We start from the raw sequence: 26,640 nt of genomic DNA, 5'->3' as shown, positions 1-26,640 counted from the left end.
ATTTTAAATCCCTTGTGTCTACCAATTCCACCACCAGGGCAACGCAATCATGCGATGGGTTAGACACCATCTGTCTCAGCGGCCTTTGCCGTGAGAACGAGGCGTACTTTAACGGATTAATTTATCTGGTCAACAATAAATTTTATCTTTTTGATTTAAGTGCTTAAAAAGCGATCTGCCTAGTATATTTGGCATTCAATTAGACCAATAAGCACCCGTTCCCTTTCATTAGCTATAAAGCCATACGCATATTAGTGTCCGTAACTGCTTCGAGGTAAACACGCGACTATCACGTTATGAACGCTGATCTTTTCATCGTTGTAACATCTGTAACAATTTAATTCCCTACTCTTGGCACGATTGCGTACAGAACATCATATTTTGTTACCGATAACTTTATATCGAATGTGGTCGTACCTTTATAAAATCATTGACTTTTTTTATTTTCAAACAAAGCTCAATTCATTATCGAAAATATCAATAAATAATGGTACGTTACACGAGTTGCAGTAATTTAATGGACATATATCACATATAAGGATGTGGTTTACTTTGGCGACACAACATAAGAAAAACAAGGTATATCACTAATGTCTATCAAGAATCTTTCTATAGCGAAAAAGATATCGCTATCGTTTTTACTCATTGCCATCGTCAACATTGCATTTGGCGTGTTTTTATCTACAGAGCTCAAAAGCATCAAATCTGAGCTTTTAAACTATACCGACGATACGCTTCCTGCAATGGAAAGGGTCGATTCGATTCGAGATCATTTGTCTCGCTGGCGCCGAGCTCAATTTGCTGCGTACACTTATGAAGACGCAGACCACGTCAAAACTAAAATTTCTAACAATATTAGAGAGCGCGAAAAGATCACTAGAGAGCTCAACGCTTACGGTGAAACTATCTGGCCTGGCGAAGAGCAGCAAACTTACCAGCGTCTTATGCGTCAGTGGAAAAAGTACTTGGTTACTATGGACCAGTACAATGAAGCGATGCTAGCTAACGACAAAAGCAAGGCCCACCCTATTTTGGCGAACTCTTTGTCTGCTTTCGAAGCGGTTGACTCAGAGTTAGGCGAACTAATCCGTCTCCTTAAAGAAGCTATGGATAGCAACAAAACTCATATCCTGTCCTCTGTAAATGGATTGAGTAATTCTTCAATTGCAAGTAACGTGATTATTCTACTGATCATGGTAGGCATGACATACGTGCTGACTCGCCTAATTTGTGGCCCACTTAAACTTGTTGTTGAGCAAGCAAATGCCATCGCGACAGGTGATCTATCAAGTGACATTGACCGTAAAGCAATCGGCAATGACGAGCTTGGTGAACTGGCAGACGCGACCACTAAGATGCAAGACGACTTACGCCAAGTTATCGATAACGTGATTGCTGCAGTTACTCAGTTAAGCAGCGCTGTCGAAGAGATGAACCAAATCTCCGATATTTCTGCGTCTGGTATGAAAGATCAACAGCTGCAAATTACGCACATCGCAACAGCAATGACAGAAATGAAAGCGGCCGTAGCCGATGTTGCTCGTAACACTGAAGACTCAGCGAACCAAGCTAACGAAGCAAACCGCCGCACACAACACGGTGTTCGTGAAACCCAAGATATGGTTGACGCGATTCAAGAAGTTTCAAACGTAATTGGCGCTGCAGGCGATACCGTAGCAGAGCTTGAACAGCAATCGAATAAAATTAACGTGATCGTGGATGTTATCCGCGACATCGCCGATCAAACCAACCTACTTGCACTTAATGCAGCCATTGAAGCGGCGCGTGCTGGTGAGTCTGGTCGTGGTTTTGCCGTCGTTGCAGACGAAGTTCGAACGCTTGCCGGCCGTACGCAAGATTCAACGAGTGAGATCACTTCGATCATTGAGCAGCTACAATCACTTGCAAAAGACGCAAAATCAGCCACTGAACTTTCTAGAACCAGTATTTCAGAATGTGCAGAACAAGGCATTCAATCAAAACAGCTGATGAGCGACATTGAGCATTCGATTTCGGACATCTCAGACATGGGTACCCAAATCGCCACGGCTTGTAACCAGCAAGACTCTGTTGCGGAAGAGCTTAACCGCAGCATTGAAAACATACATTTGGCATCTCAAGAGGTCTCGCAAGGCTCGGAGCAAACCGCACAGGCGTGCCGCGAACTAAGCCAGCTATCCATTTCTCTTAAAGATGTAATGAGCCGCTTTAAACTGAGTTAAACTCAGTGGATACCTTAGTAGATACCAAATCAATCCCGATTTGCTTAAATTGAATGTCATCACTGAGGTATATTTAGGTATATATTAAATCACTATCTTAATAAACGCTCCAAAGCACCACTTGGAGCGTTTTACTTCGTCAGGCACTTTCCCCAAGTGCTCAATAACATAACCAATACAAAAAACGCGTACGGAGACTTTATGCGCTTAAATAAAACCTTACTATCACTGACTATCGCTGCTGCAGTCGCGGTTCCTGTAATGCAAGCCACTGCCGCTCCTCTTCAAATTAGCAATACAGCAGCAAAAGCAGAGCAAGTTCAAGGTGCTAACGCTTGGCTAGAAATAAACTTAGGTCAGTTCCGCGATAATATTGAGCAGTTTAAATCGCACATGGATGGCAAAACGAAAATCTGCGCCGTGATGAAAGCCGACGCATACGGTAATGGTATCGCAGGCCTGATGCCGACTATTATCGAACAACAAATTCCTTGCGTTGCCGTTGCAAGTAACGCCGAAGCACAAACTGTTCGCGACAGTGGCTTTAAAGGCCAACTCATGCGTGTACGCTCAGCGGATATTGGCGAGATTGAAGCCGCAATCGACCTAAATGTCGAAGAGTTGATAGGCACAGCAGAGCAAGCTAAAGCACTGTCTAAACTAGCCGAGAAAGCTGGTAAAGAAATCAAAGTTCACCTAGCTCTGAACGACGGTGGTATGGGACGTAATGGTGTTGATATGACGACAGAAACGGGCAAGAAAGAAGCGCTAGAAATCGCTCAACAAGCTGGCGTTAATATTGTTGGTATCATGACTCATTTCCCTAACTACAATGCAGACGACGTGCGCCAAAAGTTAGCTTCATTCAAAGACAGTTCTGCATGGCTGATTAAAGAAGCGAATCTAAAACGCGACAACATTTTACTGCACGTAGCAAACTCTTACACCGCGCTTAATGTTCCTGAAGCGCAGCTTGATATGGTTCGCCCTGGTGGCGTTTTATACGGAGACCTACCGACTAACCCTGAGTACCCTTCTATCGTGTCTTTCAAAACACGCGTGGCATCCGTTCACCACCTGCCAAAAAATAGCACAGTCGGTTACGACAGTAGCTACACAACAAGCAAAGAAAGCTTAATGGCGAACATTCCTGTTGGTTACTCTGATGGTTACCCACGAAAAATGGGGAATGCGGCAGAAGTTCTGATCAATGGCCAACGTGCAAAAGTTGCGGGCGTTGCTTCAATGAACACTACAATGGTAGATGTTACAGGTATCAAAGATGTTGAGCCTGGTTCTGAAGTTGTTTTGTTTGGCTCCCAACAAGGCAAAACGATTTCAGCTGCTGAGATGGAAAAACACGCAGAAGTCATCTTCCCTGAACTCTACACGGTTTGGGGAAGCGCGAACCCTCGTGTCTACGTAAAATAAACCTATTCAGTTATTCGTAACAGAGCGAAAAAGCGAGCCTGGTGCTCGCTTTCTTTCTTATCTACTAATTTGTACTAGCTCGTGATTCTATCAATTAAACAGAGCTTACTATTTCTGTTGTTTTACTCTCCTTTAGCACTACCAAGTGCGACTCTCTACACTCTGTTTCTTAAAGCCGCTTGGATGGCTCATTTTTATATAGCACTTAGTGTTTGAAAGCCCCTCTAATTGATGTTAAACATGAAGTTTACAAAAAAATAACAAACACACTCGTATGGCACTGCCCCTTTGCCTGCTAGCTAGGTATCTCTATGACAGAAAATACTCAACATCTTCAACGCTCCTCCACTGAGTTGCACGAATTTAATCGGCTTGACGTCTGGAACGGCTTCACCCAACTTTTACCCCTCTCTATGTTCGTGGTCATATTTGGCCTCGCTTTCGGTGTTGCTGCGGTACAGACTGGACTAGATGTATTTCCCACTATGTTGATGAGCACACTGGTCTTCGCCGGTGCTTCACAATTTGCCACGTTAGAAATGTGGGGAGCGGAAGTCCCTTTCATTCCAGTACTTATTACTGTATTTGCGATTAATGCTCGTCACCTCTTGATGGGAGCCACACTTTATCCATGGTTACGACAACTCCCACCAACAAAACGTTACGGTGTAATGCTGGTAGCATCAGACGCTAACTGGGCAATGGCACTCAATGCATTTGGTAGAAAAGAACCAGGCTTTGGCTTGCTTGTTGGTGGCGGCTTAGCGATGTGGTCTTTTTGGATTGTGGGCACCTGGATCGGCATTTATTTTGGTAGCGCAATCAAAGATCCGGTGGGCCTCGGGCTCGATATGGTTATGGGATGCTTCCTGCTGTCTATGGTGGTGGCCGGGCCGAAAGACTTAAGAATCTTTGCGATTTGGGCCATAGCAGCAGCCTCTTCTATGTTGGCGTATTGGTATTTGCCAGAGAATAGCCACGTAGTGGTTGGCGCCATTACTGGCGGAGTATTGGGTGCTTGTTGGAAGGAGAAGAAAGCATGAACATCGAAACAACCATAGGTGGCACACTGCTTATCATCATCGCTATGGCGTTAGTCACGCTCATAACCCGCTGGGGCGGAGTGTATGTTATGTCATTCATTCCAATTAGCGAACGGGTTCAACGTTTCATTACTGCGATGTCAGGCTCCGTACTGGTTGCCCTTTTAGCTCCGCTAGCAGTAGAGGGTGATAATGGTGCTAGAGCAGCACTGTTTTCTACTGCTGTTGTCATGTTCATCGTGAAAAAGCCTCTACCAGCAATTGCAGCAGGCATCATCGCCGCCGCCGCGGTACGTGCTCTTTAGTCGCTGTTTCAACGCCGATACCAGTCATCAATAAAAGACCCAAAACACAAAGCCCTGATGTCACAAGTGTCATCAGGGCTTATCTTATGCTCATCATTTGAACGATGAACAACGATTATTAATCATAGTGAGACAGCACATTACGCACAGCAGTTACAATTGCGCTTATATTTGTCCATTTTACCAATACCAGGGTTAAAGGTATTGGTTGGGTCTAATTCGTGGTAAAACTTCTGCAACGAGTTTTCGGCTTCATACAAGTGACCCACATTATGTTCTGCTGGGTATTTGGCACCACGGCTATTGAGGTGCTCTAGCATCAGCTTTTTCATCAACTTCGTGTCAGTCCCTTTTTTGAAAATGTAATCTTGATGGAAGACGTAACACATAAAGTGACCATAATAGAGCGCTTGAACAAGGTGCTTACTCACCTCTTCAGGCAAAGTTTCTAGCCACTCTTCATCATTGCGTCGCAATGCGATATCAAGTGCAACGATGTCTTCTACGTCTTTTCGATGAATCGTCTCGTACCGAATTGCTGCACCAGCGGCTGCAAAGCGATGTAAATAAGCTTTTTTACCTTCTTCCGGCGTACACTCGAAGAAATCACAGTCGTCTTCAACAGCCCAAACTTCTTTGAGGTATTTTTGTGCTTCAGCAATACCACCATCACTCATTTTCAATACCAGGTGATGCTCATACTTGTCACGGAAATCCAGCATTCGCTCTGGTAAATGTTGTGGGAACAACTTGCTCGCGTAGTACAAAATGGTGTCTGGCAGATATTTACTGACAAACGGGATGCGCTCTAAGAAGTTTTCTACCTTAGCTTTAAGTGCGAACATTTTTGGCAGCTTATCTGTGCCTAACAAGTCGATGGATAAGAACACATCCTTGCCGTACTTCTCTGCCATGTTGAAGATATCTCGATGCAAGTATTCTCCCATCTCAGGCAAGTTATCAAACGTAGATAAGAAGTCTTTTCGCAACTTCGTTAGTTTCGCAGGGTCATTGGTGCCAAGGTAAAAAACCTGCTCTTTTTCGGGTACTGGGTAGCTGTCAACCCGAACGGCAAAAACCCCCAACTTACCAGCGCAGCCACTGGCTTCAAATAATCGGCGTTCATCGGCATTAAAGCGAGAAGGAATGTCAGAAGTCACGTCTCGAACACGTTCATCGTATTCTTTGTCTGATGCCATTCGCTCATCATGAATGATCTTCGCTGGGTCAAAGTTCCCTTCTTGCAGGTTTGTTAGAATTTCTTCTGGCGTTTCACCTAACCCTTCAATACCAAGGTGGTTCACCAAATGTAACTGGCCTTGCTTATCGACCTGCGCGTAGAGCGCCAGTTCCGTATAAGCAGGACCACGCTTAACTAGCGCACCGCCTGAGTTATTGGCGATACCACCGACCACAGTGGCACCTAGCGATGAAGAGCCGATGATAGAATGCGGTGCTCGGTTCACTGCCTTCAACTCTTTCTCCAAAGAGTGTAAGCTCGCACCAGGCAAGCAAACCGCCTGCTTACCACCATCTAATAAGTGAATCTTCTTGATTTTGGTAATATTGATCACAACCACATCGCGATCATAATCATTACCACTCGGAGCTGAGCCCTCTGTTAAACCTGTTTTAGCCGCCTGCATGATAATGATGCAGTTTGCTTCAACACACTGTTTAATAATCTTCCATTGTTCTAGAAGAGTGTTAGGAAACACGATAGCAAGCGCATTACCACTACCCGAACGAAACCCCGAGCGGTAATATTTCGTTTTAACCTCGTCGGTTAGAACATTTTCTTCCCCCACGATGGTTTTAAATTCTTCAATCAGCTGCTTTTGTTTCATATCCGTATCTCTAGTTATTGTACTTCGCTCACAACACCGCTTAGCGGCAGGCATGGCGTTTGAGCCACTATAAGCAGTCCATTTCTCTGCGTCTATGTCAGGCGGACGAACAATACGTAATCAATAAACAACAAACAAAATAATTCTTTATTTTTCTGTTACTTATCTTTCACATTTGAGAAATTTAACGTAAGAAACAGACCGTTTCTTAAAAGAAACAATAGCAAAACCATTTGTTAACAGTTGTGCGGGGTATCTTGTTATCAATATTAGTGAAGAAAACGAGGAGAAGCGTAAGCTCCTAAATTTAAGAGGACTCTTAGAAATGAAGATGGAAACATAAGCTCAACACCAACATAACGATCGGTGTTGAGTTATTGGCTTAAAATCGATGGTTTTGACTTTGAAAGCTTGTGTATAGATGATCGATAAAGATCTTAATTTTTTCTGGTTGCTGACGAGTGTAAGGGTACACCGCATAAATACCCAAACATTTGGCGGTTTCGTCTTTAAATAACTGAATCAGACTGCCTTGCTTTAAGTCTTCATAAACCAATACACGCGGCACATAGATGATTCCCTGCCCTAACAGCGCCACATTTCTCAATACAGAAGAATTGTTAGTACAGAGGTTACCGTCGACGGTGATTTGATATACCTCGTCTCCATCTTTAAACGCCCACTCATGCGCTCCGGTTTCTTGGTAGGAATAGACTAAACAATTGTGTTTAGCCAAGGCTTGAGGTTGTTTAGGTATGCCATGTTTAGCTAGGTATTGGGGTGACGCGCAAATGATCCAATTTGCATCCACCAGCTTTCTTGCAATCAGACTAGAATCTGGCAACACACCCGTTCTAATTGCCAAATCAAAACGTTCATTCACGATATCGACGAAACGATTATCTAGATCCATATCGATATTGATGTCTGGGTATTTCTGATTAAATTCATTAATCACTTGAGGAAGAATTAATTCACCAGAGATAGTAGGCACCGAAATTTTAATGTTTCCAGATAAGTTTTTACCTAAACCCACAATGGATTCTTCCGCCGTTGCCACCGCTTGATAAACCGCTTTTGCATGAGTAAAAAACGCTCGTCCTGCTTCAGTCAACGTTAGCGTTCGCGTTGTTCGGTAGAGAAGCTGTACACCAAGCTCTTGTTCAAGCTTGGCAATCCGTTTACTGACGACCGATTTGGTCAGTGACATATGTCTCGCGGCAGCACTGAATGAACCTTGCTCGATCAAGTGATAAAAAATGATGTAATCGTCGGTATTTCTCATGCGTCTTCGTCAAATCCTTTGGAAGCCCGTATTGTAAACTGAAATTGGCTGAGGTGCGAAACATCGGGTCACACTTAATATCAGAAACTCGTGACAGAGATGGGGTTGCTAAGCTCACAGGTAATGAAAAAGAGATGGTGTGAATTTATCAGTCTTCAGATACAAAAAAACCAGCTTTCGCTGGTTTTAAGTTGATGCACTTGGCATCGAGATACCGCCATGGCCATATCTGAATAATTTGGAGCGACACACGAGGTTCGAACTCGTGACCTCAACCTTGGCAAGGTTGCGCTCTACCAACTGAGCTAGTGTCGCATTTATTCTCGAAAGCCATTCGCTCTCAAAAGAATAATGGAGGCGCCTCCCGGAGTCGAACCGAGGTCCACGGATTTGCAATCCGCTGCATAGCCACTCTGCCAAGGCGCCTTTTATTACGCTTCAGGGCTCTACCCCGTTGCGTTGGTGGCTACTTTACGGATTGAGAGAAGATAGTCAAACAAAAACATTTCATTTTCTGTTCGTTTGATTTCTTTTAAGTCAATTCGACCAAAGTTCGATCTTATTGGCTTAAAACGAAGCAATATAAATCTCGCTTTCAGTTCGTTTTGTCCCATGAAACATTAAGGCGTTTAATAGTTGCTGACCCTTTTTAGCAATCTTCCCACAACATTAGGGTGATAAGACCAAGTGTGATCAAACATCGACATTAATGCAGGATTTCCGTATTTCGATAAGCTAATCGCGTGAAAACGGTTTTTCTTCGCTTTGAGCGCATCCACTTTGGCCAGTAACTCGTCTTGTTGTTTTGGCGCGATAAAGTCGGAAATGACTACCATGTCTGCGTTTTTATATTTATCACCGCTCATCAAGTCGATAGATTTAATCAAAGTTGGCTCTAAGTCTGTACCACCATGGAAGCTATAAGTTAGAAAGTCCGCCGCCTCGCGCAGACCATCTTGTTTGGTTAGTTCGTAGGTAATGTGTTCCGTAGAAAAAATAATGACATAGCAATCACGTTGCTCCGCTAGTGCGATTTGCATCAGAGCATAAGCCATGGCTTTGGCGCATTGCTCAGGAAAGCCACTCATGGAACCGGACGCGTCCACACAAACAATGAAGGGGCCTTTTTCGATATCTACCGCTTTATGGTCAGGTCGGTGAGCTTTAACTTTACGTAACGTGCGCGATTTGCCTTGTGTACGATAGTTCATGAGCCGTTTATCAACTAAGTGTTTATAGAACACAACTTCAAGTTCAGGATACGCCAAAAACATCGTTTCGTTGGGAAGTAGCTTATTTAGATCATCGCTTTCGTGAATACCGACAATATCATCCGTCGCCTCATCACTTTTCTCTTCGACCAATTGAAGTTCTTCAGTGGGCGCACGATTTAGTTCAGGATCATTTACTTGCCCCGCCATACGACCGAGTTGCTCCGCAATTTCTTGCAAGCCTTGGTGCTTCTTCAGAAACTCAGCATGGCGTTTCATCACCGTTAAGTCTGTTTTACTCAACTTGGCAGATGCCATATCCCACAGGCGCCCTACACTTTCAGCGTCACCCGACTCCGTGACTTTATCCATATTACGCATGGTTTCCATACGTTGATACAGGTCATTCAGCACCTTTTCTTTATTGGCTTCAAGCTCGCTTACTTGCGCTTGTTTTATAGCATCGGTGAGGCTTTTGTACCATTGATCACAAAAGTAATGAGGGAACATAGGGTTATTCATCCCTTTGTTCTTTTCCATCATTCGGCGAGCTTGCATGTAAAACGCAGAGTGCCATTCCAGCTTTTTAATCACATCTTCGATGTTTTCAAAAAACGCCTCTTCATCCCAATGAATAACCTCTTGATATAAAGACAGCTCTTGTTGGAAACGCTCTGTCTCACATACCTTGGTGATCCGTTTTTTGACGCTGCCTCGCCACTTTAACAAGTGACCTTTGACCGAAGATTTAACACCTCGGTTTTCTGCCATCATCATGACTTGTGAACGAGCCATCAAATCATTAACTGCGCTATCGATGATGCCGGAGTCGGCCACCATCAGCGCGAGGTTAAGTCCGTCTGCACCTAGCATGTCGTCTCCTTATGAGAAAAACTGATTTAAGTTTTTAAAGCGTTGGATAACTTTTTCACTTTCTGCTTGGATTGATTCAAGTCTCTGACTGACCTGTTGCAGACTCGACTCCATTAGGCGGGGTAGTTCAGGATCAACAAAGCTATGCGGAAGCGCATCATGAAAGTTCGCTTTCACCTTACGCATATGGTGTTCTGCCTCACTAAGCTGATTTACGGCTTTTTCGCTCTGCGTTAACCACTTTTGGTAAAGCTCTACATCCAAGCCCTCTTGAGTCACTAGACTAACCAGAATGCCTCGGTTCGCGATATCACGGATAACTAGGTTGTTCGCCGCGTCAACGTCAAATCGTAAACGGCACATGTTGGTGTTTTGATTGACGTAACCATACACATCACCGCTTCCCTCTTTAATGACTCGATCTAACTCATCTTTGGGTACATAAACCCAGCGGCTATCACCTTTTTCTGATTCTGAAACCGACATGTTGCTTTGCAAGACAACCAATTTAACTAAGTTAACGGCTGCGCCAACTTTGTACATCTTGGCTTTAGAGGTATCAAAGCGCATGGTTTCTTTACGCAAAATACCCGTTGCCGCTTCAGACGTTAACGTCATGCGGTAGGCATCTTCAAGTTCATGTTGAACATCAACCAAAGACTCACGGCAGTACTCAATTTCCTGCTCCGCGTCTTGTTGATCAAATGCATGTTTTAAGGCGAACTCTTGAACCACTTCACGTACCACATCTCGCGATTCAGGACTGTTCCATAAACAATCTTGCAACAGTAGAAGGTCAAGCGGATTTATTCCATCGCGACCATTAAAAAACGCGCTCGCTTTTAACAACTTCACGGCTTTCTTCCAGCGGCGGTCAGAGACATACATGTCGGTATTGGCCACATCACCAAACTGAGCTTCAACTTTGCTTTCTAACATCGTTTTAAGCTGGAAAAGCTTTTCGAATGCATTGTCGGTTAGCGTCAATTTGTCGAGCTGTTGTTGCCATTGATGATATTCTTCATCAGTTATCGCTAGGCCTTCTGGTACTTGTGCCTCTTGCGATGTGCCCACAGTCAACATCGACTTAAAGTTTTGTTTATTCTGAATTCGATTCACAAACACACGTACCAACATGCGGTCGTAGAGCGCATCCAATCCACTATCTTCATCGGGTAATTCATTGGAAGCCGATACCAACAAGCGCATTGGCACACGCTCGATATCACTACCATTTTTGAATGTTTTCTCATTAACCACTGTGAGCAATGTATTAAGAATTGCAGGGCCCGCCTTCCAGATTTCATCCAAAAATACGACTTGTGCAGTTGGCAAATACCCTTTAGTTAAGCGAACATAACGGCCGTTGTCTTTTAGCTCTTGGATACTCAGTGGCCCAAACACCTCTTCAGGGGTTGAGAAGCGCGTCATCAGGTATTCGAAGTAACTGCTGTTATCGAACGCTTGGATGAGTCGTTTGGCAATTAAGCTTTTTGCAATACCAGGCGGACCTAAAAGAAAAACACTTTCACCAGCAAGTGCAGCAAGAAGGCAGAGCTTGATCGTATGTTCACGCTCATAAACGCCATCCGTTAACGCTTTCGCCAATTTATTGATGCGTTCTGAGAGAAGCGCTTTTTCGGCATTTGAGGCAAATAAGGTTTGTGTCATACGTTCTCCGGCTGCTGAAGTGGTATTGCGTTAACATTTTTATACACTTGTTATAACTTTGTTACAAATGTATTTTGTCGAATTCCCCTTATAGCAGATGCTTTTCCCCTTCTTGACGAAGCAATCAAAGTTTCCATTTATGAGACATTGCTCACTTAAAGTGCAAACGCTTTCGTCGTGTTGCAGTATTTTTTGCTTTTGTTTCCCACCATTTGTGGTTAATGTCGAAAAACGTCAAAAATGCGGTAACAGCTAGGGTTCATAACTGCATGAGCAAGATAATTCATAAATGGAAGCAAATTTCTCTGATTGAAGAAGACGTTATGCTTCCTACAGGACAGGCAATTACGCACACTACAATCCATCATCCGGGCGCTGCAGTGATTCTCCCTATTACAGCGGAGGGTGAGGTTGTCCTTGTCCACCAATTTCGGCCTTCACTTAATAAATGGCTATTGGAACTTCCTGCTGGTACCAGGGAAGGCAACGAAGAGCCGCTCTGCTGCGCCAAAAGAGAGTTAGAGGAAGAAACTGGGTTTAGTGCAGAGAAATTCACGTCTCTCGGCCAAGTCACCCCTCTTGCCGGATTTTGTGATGAGATACAGTATCTATTTGTTGCCGAAAAGCTCAACAAAACAAACCGTTACGAGTGCGATGAAGACGAAGTGATTGAGGTCGTCACCTTGTCAATCAAGCAACTCGAAGAAAAGATTGTCGATGGCACGATCACCGATGCCAAAACGATCGCTTGCTTAAGCAAAGCGCGCCTTTGCGGATATATTTAGGACTTTGACCAAGGAGACATTCATGGATTTTCGATCAGATACCGTTACACAGCCCACCCAAGCCATGCGAGAAGCCATGTTTAAGGCCCCCGTTGGGGATGATGTTTATGGTGATGACCCTACGGTCAATGAGCTTGAAAAATTTGCTGCGCAGCTTGCTGGTTTCGAAGCAGCTTTGTTTACCACTTCAGGCACTCAAGCCAATCTGCTCGGTTTAATGGCGCATTGCGAGCGGGGAGATGAATATCTATGTGGGCAACAAGCACATAACTACAAATACGAAGCTGGTGGCGCGGCGGTTTTGGGATCAATTCAACCTCAACCAGTCGAAAATAACCCAGATGGCACGCTACCATTTGATAAACTGGCTGCTGCGATTAAACCAGATGATTGTCACTTTGCTCGCACTAAGCTTCTCAGCTTAGAAAACACAATTAATGGTAAAGTACTACCTCTGTCTTACTTAGCAGAAGCACGTGACTTCGTGAATAAACATAACTTGCAGATGCATCTAGATGGCGCTCGCGTTTTTAATGCAGCCGTTGCACTTGATGTTCCGGTAAAAGAGATCGGTCAGTACTTTGATTCAATGACGATCTGTCTGTCGAAAGGTCTGGCTGCCCCTGTTGGCTCGCTACTGCTTGGTAGCAAAGACTACATCGCAAAAGCACGTCGCTTAAGAAAGATGGTCGGCGGTGGTATGCGTCAAGCGGGTATTCTTGCCGCAGCAGGCAAACTTGCCCTTACCGAACAAGTGGAACAGCTAAAACAAGATCACATCAACGCAAAAACCTTAGCGGAAGGTTTAGCAGAACTGCCTGGTTTTTCAGTCAACGCTGAATTTGTTCAAACAAACATCGTGTTCGCGAAGCTTGATCCTCAAGTGGACATAGTAAGTATCGCTGCGAAACTAAAGGAACAAAACATCACGATAACCCCTGGAAATCCAATTCGTTTTGTAACTCATAAAGATATTTCAGCGAAAGACATCGACACTTTCTTATCAAGTATAAAATCTCTACTTTGATTTGATTTTGATCATTGAGCTTCCCCTAAGGGGAAGCTTTATTGTATCGGCATGATTTTTAGCGAATAGATAACCTCCATGCTCAGATTTGTACTTCTAATCTCTTTTATTTTCTCTTCCGCTATCCATGCCGAGCCGTTTGGTGATGCTGATAAAGGTAAAATCAAATCACCTAGCTGTGTCTATTGTCACGGTGTTAAAGGCATCGCAACGAACAACACCTATCCAAGCCTTGCTGGTCAAAATGCTCAGTACCTTTACAATGCAATGAAATCTTATCAAGCCGGTGAGCGTAAAGGGCCACTTGCAGAAATGATGGCAGCACAGTTAAAAATGTTAAATGATGAAGACCTTCGTGATGTCGCTGCTTTTTATGCAGAACAGACAGAAATCAAGTGATTAGATCACCTGTAGATGTACTATGAAAGCTCGTGAATCATCCAAACTCAACGCATATTGAAACATTAACCCAACATTTGACCACAAAACAATCAAATTAACTTCACTTCAAATATTTGATGAATTTATAGTTCAACATAAGCATTAATATTGACTTTTTATTCTATTTTATCGATATTTCATGCTTTATTGAATTTGACGTGAAGTAAGTTATGTCTCACACACATGCGCAACCAGCAGACTCGGTTGCTACCCCTAAGTCGTGGCAGATGCCAGATACCCTCATTTTGATCTTCATTGTTGGTATTCTTGCTGCGATTCTTACCTACTTAATTCCTGCTGGTCATTTTGATAGCCAACAGGTGACCTACATGGTCGACGGTGCAGAAAAAACTCGCACAGTTATCGATCCTTCTTCTTTCTCTTATGCAACCGACGAAAACGGTGAACTGGTTTACAACAAGGTTGGCCTGTTTGCTTCTGGTGGTGGCATTGGTTTGATGAACTTCCCTTTCGAAGGGCTAGTTTCTGGCTCTAAATGGGGCAGCGCAATCGGCGTGATTATGTTCATGTTGGTTATCGGCGGTGCTTTCGGCGTTGTAATGCGCACAGGCACAATCGATAACGGTATCCTGCGCCTTATCGATAAGACCAAAGGTAACGAAGCGCTATTCATTCCAGTGCTATTTTTGCTGTTTTCGCTAGGCGGTGCGGTATTTGGTATGGGTGAAGAAGCCGTAGCATTTGCGATTATTATCGCGCCGCTTATGGTTCGCCTTGGTTATGATGGTATCACTACGGTGATGGTTACCTATGTTGCGACTCAAATTGGCTTCGCTACTTCTTGGATGAACCCTTTTTCCGTCGCTATTGCGCAAGGCATTGCGGGTGTACCTGTTTTATCCGGCATGACAGTGCGCATGGGGTTATGGGCTGGCTTTACGTTAATCGGTATCGCTTTCACAATGATCTACGCCGCTCGTGTGAAGTCAAATCCTAAACTTTCTTACAGCCATCGCACAGACCAGTATTTCCGTCAGCAAGAGCTTGGCAATCAAGATTCTCGTTGGAACCTAGGTGACACACTCGTTATCCTTACGGTTATTGCGACCACGGTGTGGGTCGTTTGGGGCGTAGTCGCTAACGCATGGTACATCCCAGAAATCGCTTCTCAATTTTTCACTATGGGCTTTGTTGTCGCGATCATCGGTACGATTTTTCGCCTGAACGGTATGGCGCTAAACTGCGCAGCTGATGCATTTAAAGAAGGTGCAGCTATTATGCTTGCACCTGCCCTATTAGTGGGTTGTGCAAAAGGTGTATTGTTGATCCTTGGTGGTGGTACAACTGATGAAGCGAGTGTACTGAATTCAATTCTAAACAGTGCTGGCGGCGTGATCAGTGGGCTTCCTGACGTGGCTGCGGCATGGTTAATGTATGTATTCCAATCTATCTTCAACTTCTTCGTCACTTCGGGCTCTGGACAAGCGGCACTAACGATGCCTCTACTGGCCCCTCTGGCAGACATTGCAGGAGTTACGCGCCAAGTGGCAGTTTTGTCATTCCAACTAGGCGATGGCTTTACTAACGTTATCGTCCCTACTTCGGCATCTCTCATGGCAACGCTTGGTGTCTGCCGTATCGACTGGGGTGACTGGGCAAAATTCTGCTGGCGATTTATTCTATTACTCTTTACCCTATCAAGTATCGTCGTTATCGCAGCTCATATTATGGGTTTTGCGTAAAACGAAACCAATTGGTAATTAAGGCGAGACATGTTCTCGCCTTATTAATATTCATCGTATGACGACGCTAAGGTTTTAGATTAGCTTATGGTTTTGGAGTGGTAACTTTAATGGCAACACAATTTCTCGATGACGTGATTCAAGGTCATCAAGTGATTCAATCTCTCAATGTAGCAGACCTAAATTCGGGCGAGCATAAGTTTTGGTTTCGCATCGCAACGAATGCTCTCTCTCAGTGGCAACACCTACCTGTGCTAGTGTTCAAAGGTGAAAAACCTGGCAAGAAGATCATGATTACCGCAGGGGTTCATGGTGATGAGTACAATGGTGTGTTAGCAGCGCAGAAAACTGCTCGAGAGCTCATCGGCACTGAAGTCGCTGGTACTGTCACTATTGTTCCAACCATTAACATGCCTGGTATGCTAAACCACAGCCGCGATTTCTATTCCGCAGACCCTGATGCGTCTCCTGCAAACTTAAACCGCTTTTTTCCTGGTGACCAAAACGGCAATGAGGCCCAACGTTACTTATATGCATTGTGGAATGATTTGCTCAAGCCAAATGCTGATTTAGCCATTGACGTTCACACTCAAACCAGTGGTGCTGCCTATCCACTTTACGTGTTTGCAGATTTCCGAATCGAGCAATCATTAGAAATGGCTCGCCTCATTAATCCTGATGCGATTTTAAATGATCCTGGAGATGCTGGCGTCCTTGAAACGGTCTGGAATAACCATGGTGTCCCAAGCATTACTGTTGAAGTAGGTATGGGGCGATACACCGAGCGAGAACTTATCAGTCGAACTGTAACAGGCATTTTTAATGTGCTGAAAAAGCATAACATTGTTGAAGGTGATATGGACCCTATTACGTCATGCTTGGAAGGAAACGAAATCATCAGTGTGAAAGCGACACACGGCGGCTTTGTACTGCCTCATGTCAGTTTGATGGAATTTGTCGAGCAAGGTCAACTTCTTGCGATTCAATACGACAGCTTTGGCGCTGAGATTAAACGCTACACCGCCCCAACAAGCGGCACAGTACTTAGCCACAATGTTGAATCTATTCGAGCACCAGGTTCCCTGATCGTTCGTTTGATTAAGTAAACCATAACCGTTTGTTGATAGAGCAACCTTTCGACGCTCACTCAAATTTATATAAGCCCCATCACGAGTAATCACAAATGATGGGGCTATATCCATTTTGACCACATTAAGTTACGCCGTAACAAATTACTGTTAAGCGAAATGACAAACTGATCTCTTAATTAGGAAGCTTCCCCTCTGTCCGCTTTTTCAGCCACGCTGATGAACTTAAAGCTGCCGTTGTTTCTCTTGTTCAACAAAAATGAGCTCGTCGATAGCGAAACCTTTCTCTTTAGCTACGTACTTAAAGCGCTCCACTACTTTCTCATCAACATTAGGAGTTCTAGACAATAGCCACAAGTAGTCGTGGTTGTAACCTGAGACAAACGCATAGTCATAGTTTTCACCTAGCTCAAACACAATGTAAGAAGAGTATATTGGCCCAAAAAAGGAAACCTTTAAGTGTCCCACCGTTTCATCTTCAACAAAATAAGCTTTGCCTTCAGCTTCTGACCACTGTCGCTCTTCTTCGGAATATCCACGGTTTATCACCTTGACCCCGCCATCCTCACGAACCTGATACTCAGCGGTAACGTTGGATAAGCCTCGCTCAAATGAATGGTCTAGGCGTGCAATCTCATACCACTTACCTAGATATGGCTCTAAATCGAAATTATTCACGGGTTCCACCCCATCCGGCTTCGAGGTACAACCAAATAAAGTTGCAAGTGACAAAAGTAAAAATATTTTTATCGATTTCATACAACACCTAAATTTTAATTAGTGATTGATTTTACTCTAGAAGATAACAAATCGATCACTAAGCCGCACCATCGCCCTCATAGGTACACATCACAATTCTTCATCATCAATAGCGCGCTGAACACCGAAACCTCGTCATCTCAGCAAATCGATAACAAGATTGCTCTATTTTTGACTTACAAGCTGACCATGCTTGTACATTTTGTCAGCATTTAACCCTATGCATATAGAAACTTTGCACAACATAGACATTCGTAGGCATATCACCCTCCTATAATACGTTGCGTTATAGACAGAGGTTATTGTTATGAAATTAAAAACAGTGTCAGTTTGTGCACTTTTGGTGTTACTTGCAGGTTGTCAGCAGGAAAAGCCGAGCGAAACGACACAATTAACGACCTCGGCAGATGTATGTAATGCACAAGGAAACATGCCAGGTGGGTGGAATGAGTTTAACGCGACCCCTGATGCACAAAAGGCAATGGCCTTTGTTTTAAAGAAAATGGACACAATAGCGTCGTTTAAACAAATACTGAATGTTCACGCGCAAATCGTTAGCGGCGTCAACTATGCTATTGAGTTTGAATTGGATGATGGCTCTGTTTGGAACACGATTGTTTATCGCAACCTCGATGGCGAATATGCGATTACCCAATCGCCAAAAGAAGGCCACTTTTGCGAACAGTAGCGACTTAGTCAGAAAGCCCCTAACAATAGGGGCTTTTTGATCTAACAGTAATCACTGAATTAGACAGCGAAGCGACATTGAGATTTAATCGACACCGTTGAACCAAGTCTTGATGGTTCAACATCAATCCTCTGCGCCATTTGCTCTTTCAGCTCAGAAACGTGAGAAATAACACCGATCATGCGCCCAGTCTGTTGCAGGTCCACTAGCGTTTGAATAGCAAGATCTAAAGACTCTGGGTCTAAACTACCGAAGCCCTCATCAATAAATAAAGTGTCTAAACGGATACCGCCACTATAGGATTGCACAACATCCGACAAACCAAGTGCCAGAGCAAGCGCTGCCATAAATGATTCACCGCCGGAAAGTGTCGCAACATCACGCGTTTTTCCTGTGTAGCCATCTTCAACCATTAAATCTAAGCCGCGACCCGCAGCGCCTTTGAAGCCCTCTGTTTTTCGAGCAAGAATATAGCGCCCTTTACTCATAAGGCTTAAGCGTTGAGAGGCCTGAATCAGCACATCATCCAACAGTACACCAAGAACAAAGCGATGTAGGCTAACCCTGCTGCCTGTTTTACCGCTAGCAACGTCGTACAACGTACCAAAGACTTTGTATTCTTCTTCTAACTTACTATTTTTCTCATGCAACACGGCAATATCTTTACGAACCTTTTCAAGACGTTCAAATATTGAGCGTGTGGTATCAAGTTGATTCCTTACTTCAATATATTGCGCCTGCAGAGTGGTTAACCTATCGTTAAACGACTCTAAATTAGGCCTTTCAAGATCTTTCAATGCATGATTTAAATCATGTAGTGTTTGCTCAAGCTTGGTTTGTGCCTGTTTGAAGCTGTCTATTTCTTGCTGCCAGGCTTGAAGTTCATCATCTCCCACTCGACTACTTAGATAATGGCTTTCATCCTCAAATTTACTCGCCTGTAGTGCCTCATTCCACGCTAATTCTGCTTGGCTAAGTTTTTGCTCTGACTCAGATAACCACTGCTTGTTCGTCGCTAAGTGACTTTCCGCATTTGATTTCTCCAATATCGCTTGCTGCAAAGCGGTTTGCGCCTTTTCTAAGCCTGTGTTCAAACTCAGAATTTGCTCTTTTGTCAGCAAAATTTCACGTTCAAGCAAGTCAGCGGAACTGTATTTTGGGTCAATAGAAGCTTGTAATTGAGCCAATTGTTCTTGGTTCGCTTTAACGGTTGATTCATTTGCCGCCATTTTATTCTGCAGCTCATGAATTTTATTTTCACCCACGACGCAGCGTTGATTAAGCTGTTCAACGTTCTTTTCTAGCTTTTCAATATCAATAGCTTGTAGACGTAGGAGTTGAGCATTGATCGCTTGCAAATCATTTTGAACCGTCGAGATCTCAGATGTAGCATACTCACCCAACTCCTCTTTCAACTGGTTACACTGATTCTGATACTGACTAATGACAACGTTATGTTGTTCTAGCTGATTGCTTAGTTGGTTCAACAAGGTTTGAGCTTCTCGCTCTTTAGCTCTAGCCGCCTGAACTTGCTCTTTTGTAACGGCTTCTTCAACAAACGTTGCGGGGTTAGGATGCGTTTCGCTACCACACACCGGGCATGCTTCACCTGCTTTTAGTCGCTGCGCTAATACTGCCGCTTGAGCGTTGTGCCACTTAAGCTCTATCGTATCAGCGGCTTGTTGACGCTGCATATAGCGCTGACTGGCTTCGTGTAGTGACTGCTGCTTGCCTACAGTTAGCGCATTGAGTTTAGAGAGCTCTAAAGTAAGATCATGCAGCTTTTGTAGATCCTGTAACAGCCGTTGTTTTTGTTTTATTTCCGCATCGATGCTGCCAATAAGCGCAACATCAACTCGTGCTTTCTCTAGCTCCTTCTGTCCCTGCTGGGCCTGTAACGTTAACTTATCTTTTAGTTCTATGTACTGTTTTAACGTTGCTTCAAATTGTTGTTTTTGTTGATAACCCGCCGTTATTTTACTTTCCAAATTGTCTTTCTCGACCAACTTGTTTTTCATACTTTCAAGCTGATACTGCAGTTGCGTTAACTGCGGGACCTTTGCCGCTGCCTCTTTTGCACTTTGCTGCAAGTTTTCTTGTTCTCTCGCAACGACATTAGCTTTTTCGAGACTCTCTTCCAAAGCTACGATTTTTTGCCTAAGCTCTTGCGTTTGAGCTTTTGCATTTTGTAATGAGATGTAGGGCAACTCTATCTTATTGGCATTTTTAGCGTTTTCTAATTGCTGTTGACGAGCTTTTATCGAATCTGCGTGTTCTAGATGCAGCTTGAGTGCGCTTTCTGCTTGCTCTCGTTTCGAAAACTCTCCATTCAAGGTTTCCGCTTTTTGCAATTCAGATTTAGCAGTATTGAGCTTATCTAACGCTGCTTGCTCATTCTTTTTATCAGACTCTAATTGCTTAGTTACTTGTTCCAGTTGTTGTAATAGTTCTTGTTCAGAACTCGCTTCTGCAACTTGTAAAGCACCTCGAATTTGATTATCAAATTCGCCTTTCGCTTTACTAATTGCACTCGCTTTATCTTTGAGCGCGTACTCAATTTTTTTATATATGTCAGTTTGAAAGAGCTGGCCAAAAATTTCTTCACGCTCTTTAGAGCTAGCAAGCAACAGTTCTCGGAATTTTCCTTGAGGCAACACCATAACTTGACGAAATTGAGTTTCATTCAAGCCAATAATATTGCTAACTTCAGTTTTAACCTGAGTCGTCTTGCTGGTGATAAGCGTTTCAGTCTCACCGAGTTCATAAAGAGCCGCAGTGTGCTTTTTAATCGTCATCCCTTCACCACGGGCCTTGGGCGCTTCCTGCTCAGGGGATCGAACAACTCGGTATTGTTTGCCGTGTAACGAAAATTCGAGAACTACTTCGGTTGGTAAGTCTTGCGCGGATAAGTCACACCGCATCTGAATACCTTGTCGCTCATTACCTGTGGTTTCACCATAAAGGGCGAAGCAAATGGCATCTAAGATCGACGTTTTACCGGAACCTGTAGGACCATTAATCAAAAATAGAGGGTTACTGCCAAGCTTCTCAAAATGAATGATTTCAGTTTTTGCAAACGGACCAAAGGCTTGCATGGTTAGTTTAATTGGTTTCATCTTTGGTCCCTATTGCTGTGATAATTGCTTAATAATGTCAGTAACAGCTTGCTTTTGCTCTTTAGACAACTGGCTATCTTGCGCCTCAATAAAAAAATCTCCGAACATATCAATTTCGCTTCGCGCCAACTTTGCTTGCGCCATTTCCTGCTCTACCCCAATTAACATGCCAGGTTTCTCAAGGTGTAAAACGTTTGGATACACTGAACGAAGTTTTTCCATTGGGTTTAAAATCGCATGTTTATCCATCAAACGAACTAACAAATAATCTTCATTCTTGGGGTCTGTTTTCCCTTGCTCAATAACTTTATCCAGCTCGCCCTCTACAATACGCATTTCATGAGGAGCCGTAAGATCAATATGCTTTGCAGAAACGAATCCTTTCTTGTCCAGTTCAACTAACGTGAAACCTTTTCTCTGGTTCTGTTCACCAAAGCTATACTTCATGAGAGAGCCAGAGTAACGGATATGCTCTGCGCCTTTCTTTTGAGGCTGATGCAAATGACCAAGTGCGACGTAGTCAAAATCTAAGAAGTGTTCATGACTCACGCGATCAGAACCACCAATAGATAATGGTCGTTCAGAGTCTGACTCGATAGCCCCATCAACAAAACAGTGACTCACGAGCACGCGCTTTTGCTTAGAGATAAAGCGCTCTTTAATTTGCTCAACAAGCAATTGATGAGCCTCATCATGAGTGGATACCGAGGCTTTGTAGGCAAACCTGACCTGTTCAGGGTCGTTATAAGGCATACCATAAAACGCGACCTCGTCCGCAGAGTCCGTTTTTATGATGATGGGAGTGAGCATATCTTCAAAGTTGCTAACAATATGGAGACCTGCATTTTTCATTTGCTCTGAGCCGAAACCTAGCCTTTCTGCACCATCATGGTTGCCAGATATAAATATCATTGGTGTTTCTAACTCGGTACAAATGCGTTTCACGACTCGATCTAACAGTTCTATTGCAACCGTTGGTGGCACCGAACGGTCATAGATATCTCCCGCCACTACAACTGCATCGACGGGGTTGCGTTCAATATAGTTAATCAGTTGTTCGAGTACTGCTTGTTGATCTTCGAGTAGTGATACGTTGTGGAATTGTCGACCAAGATGCCAATCTGAGGTGTGGATAAACTTCATTCGAATTCACTTTCCGCCAATTCTATGAGTAGGCTTGCTTCTGTCAGAGTCCATGTACCGTTTATAAAAAGGAATGCGTCACGGGTGGGATCTCGAACAAGCCAAAACTCAAGTTATTTTATATCGGTAAGGATATCTTGAGTCGAACAGCTTTTCATGTGGTTTGTGTTCTATGGCTGGCTATTTAATCAGAAAGCGAGAAGAACACTGTAAAAACGCGGTGAGCAAAGCTATTTTGAAAAGCAAGCTGCGCCTAGTCATTCTCCAAACATCATTAAAGGGCCAGTTTCGAGTCAATCCCCCATAACATTTGCATCACTAAAACCTCAGCTACTAGAAGGAAAAGCAATAGCCAGACCTATTCGCTACGCCAATTGTATATTACTCCTACCGCATAGCCATCTGGCTCGATGTCGGCTTGCAAAACGTGAAAGTCTGGGCAGGGGCTGCTTCTTTGAAGCTCATCAATCACTAACGCTTTTAAAACTCCGCCACATGCACCCAATCCGCCAAGTTTTATATCAACAAATTGATACTGAGTTTGATCGGTCACCCACGGAGACAAGAATTGCATTGAGTTTAACCATTGCGGCTCTTCCTCATTAACGGATAAATACAATTGACTGAGTGGATGTTCACAACTTACTCCTAATTGCTTAAACACCTTGTCCACGGCGATGCGTTGTTGTTTGGCATCTAAATCAATTCGAACAACATCAGGCACAAGACCTGAATGTCGAAAAAAACACTTGGTTAAAATGATAGAGCTTTGAGGTTTGACATGCCCTTCTACATCGCTCGTAACCTCTATAGCCAGTATCCAAGTCGCTTGCGTTTCATTAACTTCACGATTTATCCGATTTAGTGCCATCAAAAATGCAGCTTGGCCATAAGGATAAAAGTAAATTTCAGTATTGACAGTTTGGCCAACGAAAATAGAAAGCTCGCTTATCAATGCTTTAAGCAAGCTTTTGTCTACCGAAGATGGTAAAAGAACACAGAGATTCCCTTTGATATCAACTTGCTCAAGACTCTCGCGCTCAGAGCGCACGAGGCTTAATATATGCTCATCTATTGATTGAGCAAAGTCAGGGGGTCGGATTTCCTCGGACAATCTAAAAGAATCATCAGCTATCTCGCGAACGGTGTGTGAACGGCCATTAAAGGATAGAAGATGCGTTTGAAATGCGAGTGGCATCTAGCCTCCGATTAAAACCGTAGGCATACCAGATAGAATTTTGCCACCATGAGACGTTGAATCGCCGACTCTTGCGGCTGGTTTACCGTTGATTGTTACGCTAGAAGAACCTGCTGAGATACTATCCGGAGGACCGATACAAATAAGCTTGTCGCCTTGTCTTGCCGCAGGTATCCCGCCAATCGTTACGTTTGGTGAACCAACAACGACGGGACCACCGACATGCGGTATCTTTCCTGTTTTTTTAGGGCAAAGATGAAAGCTGCCCAAAATTGCGGCTGGTTTACCCACTTTAAATCACCTTAGTTCAATGAAATTTGCCCAGCTTTAAGAGCAATAGCTGAGCCGTTAATGGATATTTTATTACCTTTGATATTGATTTCTCCAGAGCTAGACATCTGAATAGAAGCACCACCTACTTTGATCTCGACGCTCTTTCCTGCATTAAAAGACAGTACTTCACCCGTTTCATTCGAAAAGTTTTTACCTACTTTCAAGCTCGCGTTCTGACCAACCTCTTGATTAACATCATTGGTCACTTTTTCGGTTTTACTGTTTTCAACGGCGATATCAACACAGTCTTCAACTAGCATTTGGAACAGTTTTTCAGCATGAAGATAAATGTGCTCTTCACCAGGCTTATCATCGAAGCGCAACTCATTAAAATTGGATGTACCTTTTTGTACAGAGCGTGATTTATAACCACTCTGAGAACTTTGCTCTGGTAAAGCGTAAGGAGGGAGTTGACTACCGTTATATAGTGACCCCGTAACGATTGGTTGATCAGGGTCTCCGTTGACAAACTCGACGATGACCTCTTGTCCGACTCTAGGGTGAAACACCGACCCCCATCCGTTACCTGCGATATTTTGCGCAACACGAATCCAACATGAACTATTTACATCGTATTTACCAACACGGTCCCAGTGAAACTGAACTTTGATACGGCCATGTTTGTCTATGTAAATTTCACCATCTTTGTTCCCCGTAACTATTGCAGTTTGCAAACCTTTCATCTGAGGTTTCGGATAGTTAACTGAAGGACGAAGGATTGTCTTTGAGTCAACACAACTAAACGAGACTTTGACACCTTGCGCACCGGTGCCACCTTGACCAGTCTGGTTATAAACAGCAGCAGACAAAAAAACAGAAGACAGTACATATTCTTTGCCAACTCGAGATTTATCTTCATGTTTTTTAAACTTGAAGCACTTGCCTACGCTGAATGTTCTGCACGTAGCCTCGCCACGACACAAATATGCATTTTGCTGTAGTGCTTCTATTGCATGCGTGTTTCTCAGTGCGTATTGATCATTGCTCTCCATTTCACCCATGTATTCAAAATACTCGCTTTCAGGCACTGTAAAAAAATCACTTTCACCCTTTGCAGTATTTTTAGGATTCGAAGAAGGCTTGAGCATGTTATAGCCTGACTTTTGACTCGCTTTAGTAGTCAGAATTTGCGTTTCATGCCAAGAAGAAATGTGGCTAGATTTCGCCGTACCTGTATCAAAATCGACTAAAAACTCAGTACCCGGCTTATAAAAACTGATGTCATCAAAAATATTGAGCGTATGGGCAGACTTAGTATGTGTAAAAAAAAATGATAGCCCCTCTTCCGATAACAGACGTCGAACAAATTCAAGATCTGATTCTTCATATTGTACTTTGTACGTGTATTTAGGATAGGACTTGGTTAGCTCAAAACTAAAGGCAACACTATGCTCCGATAGTACTTCAGAGATAATTTCCTTTATATCTTTATGCTGAAATATTCTGCAATTTTTTCGATATTCAGCGAAACGTAATTTAGGCTCTATTAATAATTCTATGTTTTTATAATTTTCGCCTTTATGTGTATTAGAAACCCTTTTCCCTTCTAATCTTGCAGCAGAAACGTAACCATGCATATAACGAGGATTTGAAGAAACATCCTCATTATTTTCAAGGGTAATGGTAACTTCCTTACCAATAATTTCGTTTAACTCACTTCGTTGATCATTAAAGTAAGCTTTAGCACGCAATGAAAAAAGTTCTGAGATCTCTTCTTTATACTCAAACGAGTTTAGTATGATGGCATCTTTACCGAATGGGGAAGAAATTCGGATGAAATTGTTATCTTGAGTTGCTCTTTTCATTAAATACTTCTTTCAAAAAAATGCGGAGGAATACTCCCCCGCATGAAAATTACATTTGTTGACCTTTAACACCGCTGTAGCCGTATACCAATGGAGCAGAAGTGTTGTTCTTATCGTCAGTAGGAGTCACTGTCATCATCATTTCTGTGTAAGAAATTGTGATAGTTTCAACTGGACGATCGTCTTGGATAGAAACTGAGTAGTTAGAAATCATCGCATCAGTCAGTTCGATCTTCATGATCTCTTCAACCTTCTCACCCTGCTTAGTAATATGGAAAACCGCTGGTTTACCTTTACCAATCGTCGCTTCTTTAAATAAGTCAGGAGAAGAACGGTCTTGAAGTTTAGTGATAGTCAAATCATATAGACGAGTAGCGCTCGCTTCACGGTCCATCGCTGTACCAGTGTATGATGAGATCTCACGACCTACACTCCAATCTACAGATAGTAGTGTAATCAAATCTTTGTATTGCTCGGCTGTTGCCTCACCCTTAATATCTGCGTATTTAAGATACGTATTAGACTGCATGCTAATCTCCTATAGCATTATTAATTGACATATATCGTAGTAATTTAATTATCTGACGTTTGGTGATAATTAGTGATTAATGTATCAAAAACTTCATTTTAAATACGCCCTGTTATATCTTTAAATAAGATTTAATT

At 43.3% G+C, this 26,640-nt stretch carries 21 protein-coding genes and 2 tRNA genes; 10 read left to right on the top strand and 13 right to left on the bottom strand.

Annotated elements, in window-relative coordinates; genetic code table 11:
* Nucleotides 1–590 precede the first annotated feature (590 nt).
* The 4 genes from R8N49_RS01960 to R8N49_RS01945 all read left to right on the top strand — a co-directional run bounded on the left by R8N49_RS01960 (nt 591) and on the right by R8N49_RS01945 (nt 5,001).
* Nucleotides 591–2,222, top strand: a complete 1,632-nt coding sequence (locus R8N49_RS01960; protein ID WP_104976063.1) for a methyl-accepting chemotaxis protein — start codon at nt 591–593, stop codon at nt 2,220–2,222.
* Between the two features lie 201 nt (nt 2,223–2,423).
* On the top strand, nt 2,424–3,653 hold the full coding sequence (gene alr / locus R8N49_RS01955; protein ID WP_132936428.1) for an alanine racemase: 1,230 nt from the start codon (nt 2,424–2,426) through the stop codon (nt 3,651–3,653).
* A gap of 311 nt (nt 3,654–3,964) precedes the next feature.
* Nucleotides 3,965–4,696 carry an AzlC family ABC transporter permease gene (locus R8N49_RS01950; RefSeq protein ID WP_005375986.1) on the top strand — a complete coding sequence of 244 codons (732 nt, stop codon included), beginning with the start codon at nt 3,965–3,967 and terminating at the stop codon, nt 4,694–4,696.
* Nucleotides 4,693–5,001 carry an AzlD family protein gene (locus R8N49_RS01945; RefSeq protein WP_005375985.1) on the top strand — a complete coding sequence of 103 codons (309 nt, stop codon included), beginning with the start codon at nt 4,693–4,695 and terminating at the stop codon, nt 4,999–5,001. Before R8N49_RS01950 ends, R8N49_RS01945 begins: the two co-directional genes overlap by 4 nt.
* A gap of 140 nt (nt 5,002–5,141) precedes the next feature.
* Here the strand turns inward: R8N49_RS01945 and dld are convergent, their stop codons facing one another.
* From dld to R8N49_RS01915, 6 genes are all read right to left on the bottom strand, one after another.
* A complete protein-coding gene (dld, locus tag R8N49_RS01940; protein WP_053349928.1) occupies nt 5,142–6,848 on the bottom strand; it encodes a D-lactate dehydrogenase in 1,707 nt (568 codons plus the stop codon).
* A 382-nt stretch (nt 6,849–7,230) separates the two neighbouring features.
* Complete coding sequence (locus R8N49_RS01935; protein WP_017633645.1) at nt 7,231–8,133, bottom strand: LysR family transcriptional regulator; 903 nt, start codon at nt 8,131–8,133, stop codon at nt 7,231–7,233.
* A gap of 239 nt (nt 8,134–8,372) precedes the next feature.
* Nucleotides 8,373–8,448: transfer RNA gene (locus R8N49_RS01930), tRNA-Gly, on the bottom strand.
* Between the two features lie 37 nt (nt 8,449–8,485).
* Nucleotides 8,486–8,559, bottom strand: a tRNA-Cys gene (locus R8N49_RS01925).
* 203 nt (nt 8,560–8,762) lie between these two features.
* Nucleotides 8,763–10,217, bottom strand: a complete 1,455-nt coding sequence (viaA, locus tag R8N49_RS01920) for an ATPase RavA stimulator ViaA (RefSeq protein ID WP_005375981.1) — start codon at nt 10,215–10,217, stop codon at nt 8,763–8,765.
* 9 nt (nt 10,218–10,226) lie between these two features.
* Nucleotides 10,227–11,888: an ATPase RavA domain-containing protein gene (locus R8N49_RS01915; RefSeq protein ID WP_132936426.1), complete on the bottom strand. Its 1,662-nt coding sequence runs from the start codon at nt 11,886–11,888 to the stop codon at nt 10,227–10,229.
* 269 nt (nt 11,889–12,157) lie between these two features.
* On the opposite strand from R8N49_RS01915, the gene R8N49_RS01910 reads away from it, so the two are divergent.
* The 5 genes from R8N49_RS01910 to R8N49_RS01890 all read left to right on the top strand — a co-directional run bounded on the left by R8N49_RS01910 (nt 12,158) and on the right by R8N49_RS01890 (nt 16,950).
* Entirely contained in the window at nt 12,158–12,673 is a 516-nt protein-coding gene (locus tag R8N49_RS01910; RefSeq protein WP_186585271.1) for an NUDIX hydrolase, read from the top strand.
* Nucleotides 12,674–12,695: 22 nt separating this feature from the next.
* The gene (ltaE, locus tag R8N49_RS01905; protein WP_186585270.1) at nt 12,696–13,700 is read left to right on the top strand and encodes a low-specificity L-threonine aldolase; all 1,005 of its coding nucleotides are present in this window, start codon (nt 12,696–12,698) and stop codon (nt 13,698–13,700) included.
* Nucleotides 13,701–13,778: 78 nt separating this feature from the next.
* Nucleotides 13,779–14,099, top strand: a complete 321-nt coding sequence (locus tag R8N49_RS01900; protein WP_186585269.1) for a c-type cytochrome — start codon at nt 13,779–13,781, stop codon at nt 14,097–14,099.
* A 212-nt stretch (nt 14,100–14,311) separates the two neighbouring features.
* On the top strand, nt 14,312–15,844 hold the full coding sequence (gene yfcC, locus R8N49_RS01895; RefSeq protein ID WP_258489457.1) for a putative basic amino acid antiporter YfcC: 1,533 nt from the start codon (nt 14,312–14,314) through the stop codon (nt 15,842–15,844).
* 110 nt (nt 15,845–15,954) lie between these two features.
* Nucleotides 15,955–16,950 (top strand): succinylglutamate desuccinylase/aspartoacylase family protein, encoded by a 996-nt coding sequence (locus tag R8N49_RS01890; RefSeq protein WP_318189856.1) that lies wholly within the window; start codon nt 15,955–15,957, stop codon nt 16,948–16,950.
* 207 nt (nt 16,951–17,157) lie between these two features.
* Here the strand turns inward: R8N49_RS01890 and R8N49_RS01885 are convergent, their stop codons facing one another.
* Entirely contained in the window at nt 17,158–17,691 is a 534-nt protein-coding gene (locus R8N49_RS01885; RefSeq protein ID WP_025767720.1) for a lipocalin family protein, read from the bottom strand.
* A 307-nt stretch (nt 17,692–17,998) separates the two neighbouring features.
* Between R8N49_RS01885 and R8N49_RS01880 the strand changes: the two genes are divergently transcribed.
* Nucleotides 17,999–18,379: a cystatin domain-containing protein gene (locus tag R8N49_RS01880; RefSeq protein WP_005387498.1), complete on the top strand. Its 381-nt coding sequence runs from the start codon at nt 17,999–18,001 to the stop codon at nt 18,377–18,379.
* Between the two features lie 59 nt (nt 18,380–18,438).
* Here R8N49_RS01880 and R8N49_RS01875 read toward each other — a convergent pair whose 3' ends face one another.
* The 6 genes from R8N49_RS01875 to R8N49_RS01850 all read right to left on the bottom strand — a co-directional run bounded on the left by R8N49_RS01875 (nt 18,439) and on the right by R8N49_RS01850 (nt 26,503).
* Complete coding sequence (locus R8N49_RS01875) at nt 18,439–21,495, bottom strand: AAA family ATPase (protein ID WP_115386666.1); 3,057 nt, start codon at nt 21,493–21,495, stop codon at nt 18,439–18,441.
* A gap of 9 nt (nt 21,496–21,504) precedes the next feature.
* On the bottom strand, nt 21,505–22,638 hold the full coding sequence (locus R8N49_RS01870) for an exonuclease SbcCD subunit D (protein ID WP_186585265.1): 1,134 nt from the start codon (nt 22,636–22,638) through the stop codon (nt 21,505–21,507).
* A 358-nt stretch (nt 22,639–22,996) separates the two neighbouring features.
* Nucleotides 22,997–23,836 (bottom strand): hypothetical protein, encoded by an 840-nt coding sequence (locus R8N49_RS01865; RefSeq protein ID WP_054578967.1) that lies wholly within the window; start codon nt 23,834–23,836, stop codon nt 22,997–22,999.
* A complete protein-coding gene (locus R8N49_RS01860) occupies nt 23,837–24,127 on the bottom strand; it encodes a PAAR domain-containing protein (protein WP_005375969.1) in 291 nt (96 codons plus the stop codon).
* 11 nt (nt 24,128–24,138) lie between these two features.
* Nucleotides 24,139–25,974 (bottom strand): type VI secretion system tip protein TssI/VgrG, encoded by a 1,836-nt coding sequence (tssI, locus tag R8N49_RS01855; protein ID WP_186585264.1) that lies wholly within the window; start codon nt 25,972–25,974, stop codon nt 24,139–24,141.
* A gap of 49 nt (nt 25,975–26,023) precedes the next feature.
* Nucleotides 26,024–26,503, bottom strand: coding sequence for an Hcp family type VI secretion system effector (locus R8N49_RS01850; RefSeq protein WP_005375967.1), 480 nt, complete (start codon nt 26,501–26,503; stop codon nt 26,024–26,026).
* Nucleotides 26,504–26,640 lie beyond the last annotated feature (137 nt).

It is taken from the genome of Vibrio sp. 1978, assembly GCF_033344345.1.
Note: the sequence above shows the minus strand (reverse complement) of the source record. Positions and strands in the feature narration are given on the sequence as shown.